We start from the raw sequence: 12787 nt of genomic DNA, 5'->3' as shown, positions 1-12787 counted from the left end.
AAAAAGCAGCTACTTGTTAGGAAAGCCAACTTCTTGCAGTTTTTCGGGCTTCCTACTCGGTATATGCGTGAAATTGAATTCCTGATCCAGAAAGACCTGTTGGAAACTAATGAAAGGAGCCGGGGCACCCTGAGAGTCAAAGTAAATGGCAGATTTGAAAGGTTTTTCGCCTTATGGCCGGATCGCATCAGGAGCTATCTGAATTCCTTATCAGATCTTGATGGGCTATCCCAGTTTCCCACTCTTCCCAGTGAAAATTCGGAGGTAACGGAGAATGAGTGACAAAACTTTCAGTCCGCCTTCGGAGGAGATGCGCACCAAGCTGCTGGCTCGTTCAGGACAGTGTGAACGACTGGTCCGGGAGCGGGATCGTCGTGCGATTACCGGCGTCAGCCGAACTCAATGGTGGTCGCTGGAACGAAAAAAACTTACTCCGGCACGGCTAAGGCTGGGCTGCAACTCGGTGGCGTGGCGGTTATCGGATCTGTTGGCCTGGATTGAACAGCAAGGGGTCTGAGTGGCCCCTTTACTCTCCAGAACGAACCTCACCCCTGACGATGGGAGCGAGCCAATCACAGAGCGCCTCGTGAGCCTCTCTTCGCTCTTCGAAATACCCATGCTTGTTATAGACCCGGTCCGTCCGGTTCCCGGGCAGCTGATTCAGGCAGCGTTGGGCCAGATTGTCATCAAAGCCGAGTTTTCCCAGCTTGGTTCTGGCCGTACCCCGTAGATCGTGAACGCGGCGCTTGTCGAATGAGAAGAGCCTTTTCTCAAAGAGCTTCTTCAGCGCATGGTTCAGCGTATTTTCACATACGTGCGGAGTCCGTGCTTTTTTACTGATCCTGCGAGCTGGGAAGACCCACTCACTACCGCACGAGCGCACCTTCAGTTCGCTCAGCCATTCCACTGCAGGCTCTGTGAGCGGAATATCGATGGCTCTTCTCTTTTTAGTCCTTTCCTCGGGCAGGTACCAGATACGGTTCTCAAGATCGAATTCCGACCAAGGCGCGGCCAAAAGCTCCATCTTTCTCGTACAAGTCGCTATCAGCAATGCACAGGCCAAGTAGTTCTCTCGACTGAATTGCGCCGGAATCACCCGGAGTTTGGTGAAGAACTCGGTGACTTCGTCTTCATTCATTGGGTAGTTGGCGGCCTTCTCCTCCCCGCCGGCGTCCCTGGGACGGAATGGCGAGGCTGGATTGAACCTGGTGACGTCCAATTTGATGCCATGATCAAACAGATTCCTCAATAGACGCATCAAGTCATTTGAGAGGGTCGGGCGGGGCTTATTGTCGTCATAGCCATTGGCCACGTCCCGCAGGATTTCACTGATATCCACTGGCCGGATCTTTTCCAGTTCCACCTTCCCGATGCGCCAGGCGACCTCACGCTCGTACAGGCTCTTCTCTTTATGGTGGGACGCGATTTCTCGCTTGCGAAGCTCGTAGTAGTCCGCGTACAGGTCATTGAGCGTTTTGAAGGGGTTTTGGTTGAGCTTCTGCCGTTCCTGGACCGGATCAGCACCCTCACGCTTGATCGCCAACCTCAGCTTCGCCGCCTCATCGCGGGCGTCGGCCAATGACCAGTCGTCCACCTTGCCGATGGTGTATTCACGACGAAGCTTGGTAGCTGGGGTGGTGTAGCGCAGCATCCAGTAGGCATCGCCGCGCTTCGGGGTCATGAGGTAGAGGCCATTGCCGTCGGCATGCCGAACGGATGGCTTCTCTTTGATTAATTTCTTGACGGTTTTGTCGTGTAGCTTGCCCACCTTCCTGCCTCAAAACAAATTGGGGAGTACAATCTCGCCGACACAATATAGCGAGAAAATACTCCCCAATCTACTACCCATCACTACCCAAACTTGGCAGAACTTACACGAACGCCATGACCGTCAAAATTACATAACCATTTGATTTTAAAAGGACTAAAGAACAACGACAAACACCCAAGAACATCACTCTATGTTTTGCACCTGCTCGCGCATCTGTTCGATCAAAACCTTCAGATCCACCGCCGCCCGTGTCACTTCCGCGTCAATGCTCTTGCTGCTAAGAGTATTCGCTTCCCGGTTCAGTTCCTGCATCAGGAAATCCAGCCGACGGCCGATGGCCTGGTCGCTCTTGAGGGTGTCGGCCACCTCGCCAATGTGGGCTTCCAGGCGGTCCAGCTCTTCGGCTACGTCGCTTTTCTGCGCGAGCATGACCATCTCCTGAGACAGCCGGTCTTCGTCCAGCTCCACTTTGGCTTTCTCGAAACGCTCGCGCAGGGTGTTTTCCTGGGCTTCCAGTAGTACGGGCAGTTTTTTACGCACTTCGCCCACCAGTCGTGTCATCTCCCTCAGCCTGTCATCAAACAGGGGGCGCAAACGCTCGCCTTCGCGTTCCCGCACAGTCACCAGCTCCGTCACGGTTTCGGCAAACAGGCCGGCCGCAGCCTCCTTGGCCGCGCTGTAATCCTTCTCCGGCACCGACATCACCCCCGGCCAGCGCAGAATATCCAGGGCACTGATATGGGCCGGGTTATCGAGAATGCGGTTCACATGGTTGGCCGCCTCGTTGATCGCGGTCACCATGTCGTCGCTTACCTCAAAACTCTGGAACTCGCTGTCGGAGGACTGCAGGCGCATGGACACATCCACCTTGCCACGTTTCAGGCCTGAGCGGAGCTGTTCGCGGAAGTCGTTTTCCAGCTCACGGAATGCCTCCGGCAGCCGGAACGACGGCTCGAGATAGCGGTGGTTCACGGTGCGGATCTCGCATGTCAGTGTGCCCCAGTCACCACGGGCATCCTTACGGGCAAAAGCGGTCATACTGCGGATCATATCGGCTCCAGTCATCGGCAAAAGAGTTTTGATTCTAGCAGGGCTTGTGCACCGGCAGCGAACCGCGCCAAAGAAGAAACCGGCGCTGCGTGTTACACTCCCACTCCTTCACATAATCCGACCGGCGAGCCCGCCGGACATCCATTTTCAGGAACAGGACACACTATGCGACCCAGCGGCAGAACTCCCGAACAACCCAGAGACGTTCGCATCACCCGCAACTTCACCCGCCATGCCGAAGGCTCGGTACTGGTGGAATTTGGTGACACCAAGGTGATCTGCACCGCCTCCGTGGAAAACAAGGTGCCGCCCTTCCTGCGCGGCGAAGGCCAGGGCTGGATCACCGCCGAATACGGCATGCTACCCCGCTCCACCGGCAGCCGCATGGGCCGCGAAGCCGCCCGTGGCAAGCAGGGTGGCCGCACCGTGGAAATCCAGCGCCTGATCGGTCGCAGCCTGCGTGCAGCGGTTGACCTCAAGGCCCTGGGTGAACACACCATCACCATCGACTGCGACGTCATCCAGGCGGATGGCGGCACCCGCACGGCGGCGATTACCGGCGGCTGCGTGGCACTGGTGGATGCGCTGAACTACCTGGTGGCTGAAAAGCGGGTCAAGAAATCCCCGCTAAAGCAGATGATCGCCGCTATTTCCGTGGGTATCTACAAGGGCACCCCGGTCGCCGATCTGGACTACCCGGAAGACTCCGCAGCTGATACGGACCTGAACGTGATCATGACCGACCAGGGCGGCTTCATCGAAATCCAGGGTACGGCGGAAGGCGCGCCTTTCCAGCAGGACGAACTCGACGCCATGCTGGCTTTGGCTCGCAATGCCAGTGAGAAGTTGTTTGCTGTTCAGAAGGAAGCTCTGGAGAGCTGATGCTTGGGAGTTAGTTCTTTTTGGAGTTAACTCTCGCGTGCCCGAGTGGGGAAGGCTTACCACAACGGCACGCTCCCCCACACCCAGAAAGGCTATAGCTGAGAATTCCTCAAAAACCGATTTCGATATCGTAGTCCATCACCACCGCCGCATGGTCCGAAAACTTCGCAGACGGATCAATCCAGCCATCCTGGATAGTCTTGCGAATACCCGGCGTCAGCAACTGATAGTCCACCCGGATACCGGCGGACTTCCTCGCCCCCTCGATTTGCTCCGGCCACCAGGTAAACTGATTACTCTGCTTATTGATCTCCCGGAACGCATCAATGCAGCCCATCTCATCAAACAGACGGTCCAGCCACGCCCGCTCATGGGGCAGGAAACCGGAATACTCCATGCGGTGATACAGCGGGCTGGCATCGGTCACATGATGGGCAGTCTGCAGGTTCGCGCCGAGGATGAACTGGCGGCGCTTACGCAGGGTCTTCTGCATATGAAGGCCAAAGGCCTCCATGAACTCGTCCTTGTGGTCGAGAACCGTCAGATCGTCCTCGCCGGTCAGCTCTTCCTCGCGGCCCAGCGCACAGGGCGCCAGCACAGAGGCAACAGAAACCTTGTCGAAATCGGCCTGAATGAAGCGCCCTTCCCGGTCTGCCTGGGCGTTGGCAAAGCCGTACATGATGGCCTTGGGGAAGTGCCGGGTGTAGATACCCACACCACCATGCTCGTCCAGTTCGCCATCAATAAAATAGGCTTCGTAGCCCTCGGGAATCAGGTTCTTGTCTTCAATCTCGTAGGCCCGCATGCGGTGGTCCTGAACACAGACAACGTCTGCGTCCTGCTCGGCCAGCCAGTCAAAAAAACCATTTTCAACAGCCCGGGCAAGGCCGTTCACACTGATTGATACTACCCGCATACGTATTCCCTGATTCGGTTTGTGTGTATCATACCGCTTTTACACTCTATTTAAAGTTGCAACCCCGCCAGAAGCCTTGCCATGCACGACTATCAGCAAAATTTCATCGAGTTTGCCATTCAGCGGAATGTACTGCGTTTCGGAGAATTCACCCTCAAATCCGGGCGCACCAGTCCCTACTTTTTCAATGCCGGGCTGTTCAACACCGGCAACGACCTGCTCCAGCTAAGCAAAGCCTATGCCGCAGCCATAGAGCGTAGGGGGCTGAATTATGACATTATTTTCGGCCCGGCCTATAAGGGCATTCCCTTGGCAACCGTGACCGCCATGGCACTGGCAACAGACGGTAACAGCAAACCCTTTGCATTTAACCGCAAAGAAAAGAAAGATCATGGAGAAGGCGGCAACATTGTCGGCGCCCCGCTGAAGGGCAAGGTACTGATTGTTGACGACGTCATCACCGCCGGCACCGCCATTCGCGAATCCATCGACATCATCCGCGCCGCCGGCGCCGAGCCCGCTGGTGTGCTGATCGCGCTGGATCGCCAGGAAAAAGGTAACGGCGAACTTTCCGCCATCCAGGAAGTGGAAAAAGAATTCAACATCCCCGTTGTCAGTATTATTCGTCTGGAACAGGTACTGGATTACCTGAAGGCCAATCCGGAATTTGCCGGTCACGCGGAGAACGTGGCCGCCTACCGGGATCGCTACGGAGTCTGAGTATGCCGAAACGGCTGACTGCCTGCCTTATTACCGCCACGCTTGCCGGACTGCTGGTTACAACCAGCACCCAGGCCAATATGTATCGCTACAAGGATGAGAACGGGCAAACGGTGATCAGCAGCAGCGTTCCGCAGGAAGCCACCAAGCGGGGCTACGAGATTCTTGGCAATAACGGCCGGGTCATCGAGAAAGTAGCCCCGGCGCCGACCGCCGAAGAAATCGCGGCCCGCGAAGCAGAAAAAGAGCGCCAGCGCCAGGCAGAGCTGCAACGCCAGGAAGACGAAAAGTTGCTGCAGCGCTACAGCCATCCAAACCAGGCAGTACGGGCCATGCACCGTAAAATCGGCGAGATGGAAGGCATTATTCAGCTCAAGCGGGGCAATATCTCCGTACTGGCAAGCCAGTTGGATGGCGAACAGAGCCGGGCAGCCGACATGGAGCGTTCCGGCCGGGATGTACCGCAGGCGTCACTGGACAAGATCCAGCGGCTGGAGGCACAAATTCGCGATATCGAGGCGGAAATTGCCAGCCAGCGCAAGCAGATCGAAGCCATGAAACAGGAATTCATGGCCGATATCGAGCGGCTGGAGGAAGTAACCGGCGAAAAGCGCACGGTGCCGCTGGAGCGCAAAAAGAAAGCACGGACCAGCGACTAAAGGGCGAGGCCAACCCGCCCCGTTACCAGCGGAATAGCACCCAGCTGGGCACCAGCAAATCCGACTCGGTGTCCTGAATCCAGCCACCACCTTCGGCCGGCACCAGGTAATACTCCGGCCCCACTTCCGGCACCACCTTGATCTCCACCAACTGGCCATTGACGCGGTATTCGTAGAACACCTCATCTTCGCCCGGGCGAATAACAATCTGCGCATCCTCCGAGGATGGCTGGTAATCGGAAATCACCACCGGCTCCTGAGGCGTCACCACCGGTTCAGCATCCAGCGCGCCTTCATCCTGGGCGGCAACAGGCACCGCTACACAGCCAAGCAACAGCGCACAACAGGCGATTCGTTTCATTTTCATGGTACCCTTTGACAAAAATCCCTGAATACAGAGTTGCACAAGCCAACCCACACTTCAATCAGAATCCGGACCTGTTTCAACATGACTGAACAAAAGACCCCGCCCGTGGTTCTGGTGGACGGATCGTCCTACCTGTTCCGCGCCTTTCACGCCCTGCCGCCGCTCACCACCAGCAAAAATCACCCCACCGGTGCCATCAAGGGTGTCATCAGCATGCTGCGCCGGCTGGAGCAGGATTTCCCCGGCTCCAAAGTGGTGGTGGTGTTTGATGCCAAGGGTAAAACCTTCCGCCACGACATGTACGAAGAGTACAAGGCCAACCGCCCGCCGATGCCCGAAGACCTGGCCATGCAGATCGAGCCAATTCACAACATCGTCAAGGCCATGGGTCTGCCGCTGCTGATCGTGCCGGGCGTTGAGGCCGATGACGTAATCGGCACCCTGGCCCATGAAGCGACCAGCAAAGGCATCGACGTGGTGGTTTCCACCGGCGACAAGGACATGGCGCAACTGGTCAGCGACCACGTAACGCTGATCAACACCATGACCGAAACCGCCATGGACCGCGAAGGCGTGGTGGACAAGTTCGGTGTGAAGCCAGAGCAGATCATCGACTACCTGGCCCTGGTCGGCGACAAGGTGGACAACATCCCCGGAGTCAACAAGTGCGGTCCGAAAACCGCCGTGAAGTGGCTGCAGACCTACGACACTCTGGACAACCTGATCGAACACGCGGATGAAATCAAAGGCAAGATCGGCGACAACCTGCGCGACGCCACCGACACCCTGCCCCTGAGCCGCGAGCTGGCCACCATCCGCACCGACGTCGAACTGGACTTTGGCCTGGAAGACCTGAAAGACCGCGAACAGGACGATGACCAGTTGCTGGAACTGTTCAGGGAATACGAATTCCGCAGCTGGATCGCCGAGCTTGAAAACGGCAACGGCCATTCCGACGATCAATCCACCCGGAGCACCGGCACCCCCATGCCGGACAAGCCGGAAAAGTGCTACTCGGTGGTCACCGACCAACAGGAATTCGACCAGTGGCTGGAGCGACTGAAAAACGCCGCCCTGTTCGCCTTCGATACCGAAACAACGAGCCTGCGCTACATGGACGCCGAAGTGGTGGGCGTCTCCTTCGCCGTTGAGCCAGGCGAAGCTGCGTACGTGCCCCTGGGTCACGACTACATGGGCGCCCCCGAACAGCTGGACCGCGACAGCGTGCTTGACCAACTAAAACCGCTGCTGGAAAGCCCGGAACACAAGAAGATCGGCCAGAACCTGAAGTACGACAAGAACGTGCTTGCCAACCACGGCATCACCCTGGAGGGCATTGCCGAAGACACCATGCTCGAATCCTACGTCTACAACTCCGTGGCCACCCGCCACGACATGGACAGCCTGGCCCGGGTGTACCTGGACGAGCAGACCATCAGCTACGAGTCCATCGCCGGCAAGGGCGCGAAGCAGCTGACCTTCAATCAGATCGACCTGGAGCAGGCTGGCCCCTATGCCGCAGAAGACGCCGACATCACCCTGCGTCTGCACCACGCCCTGAGCCCGAAACTGCAGGAAACCGGCAAACTGGAAAGCGTGTACCGGGAGATCGACCTGCCGCTGGTGCCCGTGCTTTCACGCATGGAGCGGCGCGGCACACTGATCAGCGCCAGCACCCTGCGCAACCATAGCCAGCAACTGGCCGAACGCATGGCCGAGCTGGAGGAGCAGGCCCACGAAGTGGCTGGCGAAGCCTTCAACCTGGGCTCGCCGAAACAGCTGCAGGCCATCCTGTACGACAAACTGGGCCTGCGGGTGGTCAAGAAAACCCCGAAAGGCGCGCCGTCCACCGCCGAGCCGGTGCTGCAGGAACTGGCGGACGAACACGAACTGCCGAGACTGATCGTGCAACATCGTAGCCTGAGCAAGCTCAAGTCCACCTACACCGACACCCTGCCGGAGCTGATTCACCACCGCACCGGCCGGGTTCATACGTCCTATCACCAGGCAGTGACAGCCACCGGGCGCCTGTCATCGTCCGAACCGAACCTGCAGAACATCCCCATCCGCACCGAGGAAGGCCGGCGCATTCGCCAGGCTTTCATCGCGCCGGAAGGCTACAAACTGCTGGCGGCGGACTACTCCCAGATCGAGCTACGCATCATGGCGCACCTGTCTGGCGACAAGGGCTTACTGAACGCCTTTGAGCAGGGCGAGGATATTCACAAGGCCACCGCTGCCGAAGTGTTCGGCGTCAGCCTGGACGATGTGTCCTCCGACCAGCGTCGCCGCGCCAAGGCCATCAACTTCGGGCTGATCTACGGCATGTCCGCCTTCGGCCTGGCCCGCCAGCTGGGTGAAGAGCGCAAAGACGCCCAGACCTACATCGACCGTTATTTCGAGCGTTACCCCGGCGTGCTCAAATACATGGACAACATCCGCAAACAGGCCCACGACGACGGTTTCGTGGAAACCCTGTACGGCCGCCGCCTGTACCTGCCGGAAATCAACGCCCGCAACAAGCAGATGCAACAGGCCGCCGAGCGCACCGCCATCAACGCGCCCATGCAAGGCACCGCCGCCGACATCATCAAGCGGGCGATGATCGACGTGGACAACTGGCTGCACAACGAACACGCCGACGACGCCTGCATGACCATGCAGGTGCACGATGAATTGATCATTGAGGTGCGCGAGGATGCGCTGGAGAAGGTAAAAGAAGGCCTGGTCAAACGCATGTCCGCCGCTGCCACCCTGGACGTGCCCCTGCTGGTGGAGGCTGACGTGGGGAATAACTGGGACGAGGCGCACTAAGCGGGGCCGCCACCTCTTAGGCCCACGCGCCCTGTCTCCGTGCAGAATCACTGACTTTGTGCGGTAACAGGGCGTTGCTTGAACCCGACGGAACCGCTGCAACACTCACCTCCAAGCCAGAGCATCCGGTGGGGAGGCTTTTCCAAAACACGCTCCTGCGGCACCTCCCTGTGTCGCTCGAGCTCCGCCATCCCTGGCTCCGCACGGTTTTTCCAAAGCCTCCCAACCGGATGCTCACCCTCGTCTTGGGCGGAGATACCAACAACGGGCACGAAACCTGCTGGATGCACTCACCAGGGGAAACTCCCCGAGCAGCACAGGCAATGAGAGGCCCGCCATGAATTCCACCGCGAATGAACGCAGCTGGCTGTTTGAACCGGAACTGTTACGACTGGTGCATCAGTGCCGACGCCTGATCCAGTCCGAATTCGGTGTAAAACTGCATTTGAATCAGGACGATCTGGAACAACAGCTGGCCGAATACGCCCAACAAACCCGTTCTCGTCACCTGGTACATACCTGGGAGGCGCTGAAGCAACGAGTGCCGGAGCTGGGCGAGGACGACAAACCGGTGAAAACCTACCGGGGACAAACAGTCTATGAGGAACCGGGGAGTAAAAGCGGGGAGGGGAAACACCCACCTCGCCCCCGGCACAACAAGGTGGTGTACCGGGGGCAGGTGGTGGGCTGACTAGCCGGGGTCCGGGCAATCAGCCGGTTGGGGAGTGGATCAGAACGCCTTGCTGACCTGCAGGGAGGCGCTCCAGGCGCTTAGGTCGTATTCGGCGTCATAAGAAGCCTTAGATGTTTGAACGCTTGGGTTGTCATGAGAATACTCACGGTCTTCTACTTTTGCATCACCATCAAAAATCAAGGTGCCAACAGCGGCGTCGACCGTCCAACCGCTTTGGACATCTTTCCATTGGGTACCCAGCGTCAGCCAGTGGCGATCCTGAGACGGAATGCGCGCGGTCACGTAATTGTTTACGGGCGATTCGTCATAAGCATAACCCGCTTTTAGCTGCCACTTGGGCGTGGCCTGCCAGATACCACCGACATTAAACTGCCAAGTATTTTTCCATTCTTCGGTAACGTGAGTCAGAGGTTGATCGCCTTGTGTTTCAAGCAAATCGGCGACTTCGCCTTGATTTCCTTCTGCGCTATATACGTCGAGCTCCTCAAAACGGCTCCACTTAGCATAAGTTGCTCCTGCCAAAACCGTAATATCATCAGTTAATTGGTGACTTACACCGAACGTGACGCTCTCCGGAATATCAAGTGGAACGTAGGCATCTTCTTGGAGTGTGGGCTGAACTCCATTCCCCATTTGATTCGGCGCCCCACTTACTTTGATATCCCCCTCAAGTTCGAACTCTGTAGAAGTTTGGTAGGTCAAACCTACCTGAGTCCTATTTGAAATATCGTAGAGAAAACCAACTTTAAAGTTGATCGCCACGTCATCGCCTTCAACATCGGCATATGGGGCCCCGAACGCATCCTCAAAGGCATTAGCTGCAGCGGTTGCTTCCTCTGGAGTGGTGTATCGGGGATCATCCCGCAGGAGTTTACCGCTTATGTCCTGATATCTGGACAGGCGGCCTTCCGCGTACATGATGTTAATTCCCGCACCCATCGAGAGGCCCTCGCCATTACTAACAGCTAAAGATGGGCTAAAGGAGATTACCGACAATTCTGTTTTATCGGCGAAAAAACGTCCCTGAAAGTCATTGTCATAGTCAGCTGCCAAACCATAAGGCGCATGCAAAGCAAACCCGACATCAATTGAATCATTTACTTCGTGAGTGACAAACAAGCTGGGCAACACTGCCGGGTCTGCAATATCTCCACCGCCACTACCAGTCACAGGCTCACCAACTTGATTGGTAGCGGTCTGAGACCCACTCTTCGCCTCCGCATCAATATCCAAAACCGAAGCCCCGAAAGACACATTGGTTCCAGACAGCTTGCTCATACCGGCAGGGTTAAAGAACACGGTGCTGGCATCGGCAGCATGGGCGGCAGCGCCGGCGTTGGCGTAGCCGGAGGTGGAAGCGCTTTGTTCGTTCAGCGAAAAGCCACCGGCCATGACACTGGCGGGCGCGGCAATGGCGGCCAGGGTGGCGAAACGGACAGCTTTTGCGAGTGCATTGTAATTGTTGTTCATAACGACTCCTTACAAGGTTTCAGCCTGAGTATAGGCACCATTCCTTAGCAGCCACAAGCCAATTAAACACACGTTTGAATGAATTTTGTAAACTTTTGTATCGCGGCCCGCAGGGGCCGCATTTGGGGCGTTAATCGTCCTGGATTGAGAGCTTATCTACGGTGGAATTCAGCTGGTCCGCGCCCTGAGCATCGGCACCCAGCTTGATCATCAGGCGCAGGTCGTTGGCGGAATCGGCGTGGGCCAGGGCGTCTTCGTAGGTGATCGAGCCTTCGGAGTAGAGCTTGTACAGCGCCTGGTCAAAGGTCTGCATGCCGGACTCGTTCGACTTCTTCATCAGCTCTTTGAGCTTGTGCACTTCACCCTTGCGGATATGGTCCGCCGCCAGCGGGGTGTTGATCAGCACTTCGATAACCGCTTTGCGGCCATTGCCGTCCGGTGTGGGGATCAACTGCTGCGCCACGATAGCTTTCAGGTTCAGCGAGAGGTCCATCCAGATCTGGTTGTGCTGCTCCGGCGGGAAGAACTGGATAATCCGGTCCAGCGCCTGGTTGGCGTTGTTGGCGTGCAGGGTGGCCAGGCACAGGTGGCCGGTTTCGGCGAACTGCACGGAGTACTCCATGGTCTGGCGGGTTCGCACCTCACCAATAAGAATGACGTCCGGGGCCTGTCGCAGGGTGTTTTTCAAGGCCACTTCGAAGCTTTCGGTGTCGATGCCCACTTCGCGCTGGGTAACGATGCAGCCCTGGTGCTGGTGCACGAATTCGATGGGGTCTTCGATGGAGATGATGTGTCCCCGGCTGTTGCGGTTCCGGTGGCCGAGCATGGCCGCCAGCGAGGTGGACTTACCGGTGCCGGTGGCACCCACGAACATGATCAGTCCCCGCTTGGTCATGGCCAGTTCTTTGATGATTTCCGGCAGGGACAGGTCGTCGATCTGCGGGATTTTCACTTCGATGCGCCGCAGTACCATGCCGCACAGGTTGCGCTGAAAGAAGGCGCTGACCCGGAAACGCCCGATGCCACGGGCGCTGATGGCGAAGTTGCACTCGTGGGATTCATCAAATTCGGCGCGCTGCTTGTCGTTCATGGCGCCGTACACCAGCTCCCGGGTCTGTTCCGGCGTGAGGGCATTCTTGGTGACCGGCAGGACCTTCCCGTTCACTTTCATGCTGGGCGGCACACCTGCGGTAATGAACAGGTCCGAGCCGCCTTTTTCTACCATCAGCCTTAACAGTTTTTCGAATTCCATTTTATTTTACCTACTTTGTTTATCTAATCCGGGGGCAGGACTGAGGCAGGTAGTCCCTCCCGGGACACGCTGTGAATACGTCCCTGTACGCTTGACTGCAGCATCCATGCTGCAGACAGTCCCGGGAGGGACTACCTGCCTCAGCCGCAAACTGGCTTGCCGGCCTCCATCACTGCCAGAACCCAATGTGCG

General features: G+C 57.4%; 12 protein-coding genes. 6 read left to right on the top strand and 6 right to left on the bottom strand.

The window, feature by feature from the left end; genetic code table 11:
• Nucleotides 1–274 precede the first annotated feature (274 nt).
• A complete protein-coding gene (locus BMZ63_RS06205) occupies nucleotides 275–517 on the top strand; it encodes a helix-turn-helix transcriptional regulator (protein ID WP_091703112.1) in 243 nt (80 codons plus the stop codon).
• Between the two features lie 9 nt (nucleotides 518–526).
• Here the strand turns inward: BMZ63_RS06205 and BMZ63_RS06200 are convergent, their stop codons facing one another.
• Nucleotides 527–1768: a tyrosine-type recombinase/integrase gene (locus BMZ63_RS06200; protein WP_091703109.1), complete on the bottom strand. Its 1242-nt coding sequence runs from the start codon at nucleotides 1766–1768 to the stop codon at nucleotides 527–529.
• A 186-nt stretch (nucleotides 1769–1954) separates the two neighbouring features.
• Nucleotides 1955–2821, bottom strand: coding sequence for a YicC/YloC family endoribonuclease (locus BMZ63_RS06195; protein ID WP_091703106.1), 867 nt, complete (start codon nucleotides 2819–2821; stop codon nucleotides 1955–1957).
• A gap of 165 nt (nucleotides 2822–2986) precedes the next feature.
• On the opposite strand from BMZ63_RS06195, the gene rph reads away from it, so the two are divergent.
• Entirely contained in the window at nucleotides 2987–3703 is a 717-nt protein-coding gene (rph, locus tag BMZ63_RS06190; RefSeq protein WP_091703103.1) for a ribonuclease PH, read from the top strand.
• 109 nt (nucleotides 3704–3812) lie between these two features.
• Here the strand turns inward: rph and BMZ63_RS06185 are convergent, their stop codons facing one another.
• The gene (locus BMZ63_RS06185) at nucleotides 3813–4619 is read right to left on the bottom strand and encodes an exodeoxyribonuclease III (RefSeq protein ID WP_091703100.1); all 807 of its coding nucleotides are present in this window, start codon (nucleotides 4617–4619) and stop codon (nucleotides 3813–3815) included.
• 81 nt (nucleotides 4620–4700) lie between these two features.
• Here BMZ63_RS06185 and pyrE point away from each other — a divergent pair, with 81 nt between their 5' ends.
• Entirely contained in the window at nucleotides 4701–5339 is a 639-nt protein-coding gene (gene pyrE, locus BMZ63_RS06180; RefSeq protein ID WP_091703098.1) for an orotate phosphoribosyltransferase, read from the top strand.
• Nucleotides 5340–5341: 2 nt separating this feature from the next.
• Nucleotides 5342–5998 carry a DUF4124 domain-containing protein gene (locus BMZ63_RS06175; protein WP_091703095.1) on the top strand — a complete coding sequence of 219 codons (657 nt, stop codon included), beginning with the start codon at nucleotides 5342–5344 and terminating at the stop codon, nucleotides 5996–5998.
• A 22-nt stretch (nucleotides 5999–6020) separates the two neighbouring features.
• Here the strand turns inward: BMZ63_RS06175 and BMZ63_RS06170 are convergent, their stop codons facing one another.
• A complete protein-coding gene (locus tag BMZ63_RS06170; protein WP_091703208.1) occupies nucleotides 6021–6359 on the bottom strand; it encodes a DUF2782 domain-containing protein in 339 nt (112 codons plus the stop codon).
• An 87-nt stretch (nucleotides 6360–6446) separates the two neighbouring features.
• Between BMZ63_RS06170 and polA the strand changes: the two genes are divergently transcribed.
• Together polA and BMZ63_RS06160 are read left to right on the top strand one after the other, a co-directional pair.
• Nucleotides 6447–9179, top strand: a complete 2733-nt coding sequence (polA, locus tag BMZ63_RS06165) for a DNA polymerase I (protein WP_091703093.1) — start codon at nucleotides 6447–6449, stop codon at nucleotides 9177–9179.
• Nucleotides 9180–9516: 337 nt separating this feature from the next.
• Nucleotides 9517–9870: a hypothetical protein gene (locus BMZ63_RS06160; RefSeq protein WP_091703090.1), complete on the top strand. Its 354-nt coding sequence runs from the start codon at nucleotides 9517–9519 to the stop codon at nucleotides 9868–9870.
• 39 nt (nucleotides 9871–9909) lie between these two features.
• Here the strand turns inward: BMZ63_RS06160 and BMZ63_RS06155 are convergent, their stop codons facing one another.
• Together BMZ63_RS06155 and BMZ63_RS06150 are read right to left on the bottom strand one after the other, a co-directional pair.
• On the bottom strand, nucleotides 9910–11343 hold the full coding sequence (locus BMZ63_RS06155; RefSeq protein WP_091703087.1) for an OmpP1/FadL family transporter: 1434 nt from the start codon (nucleotides 11341–11343) through the stop codon (nucleotides 9910–9912).
• Nucleotides 11344–11473: 130 nt separating this feature from the next.
• Nucleotides 11474–12595 (bottom strand): PilT/PilU family type 4a pilus ATPase, encoded by a 1122-nt coding sequence (locus BMZ63_RS06150; RefSeq protein ID WP_091703085.1) that lies wholly within the window; start codon nucleotides 12593–12595, stop codon nucleotides 11474–11476.
• Nucleotides 12596–12787: the final 192 nt, after the last annotated feature.

Source organism: Marinobacter persicus (assembly GCF_900114155.1).
GTDB classification, from domain to species: Bacteria; Pseudomonadota; Gammaproteobacteria; order Pseudomonadales; family Oleiphilaceae; genus Marinobacter; species Marinobacter persicus.
This window is presented reverse-complemented; position numbering and strand designations above follow the sequence as displayed.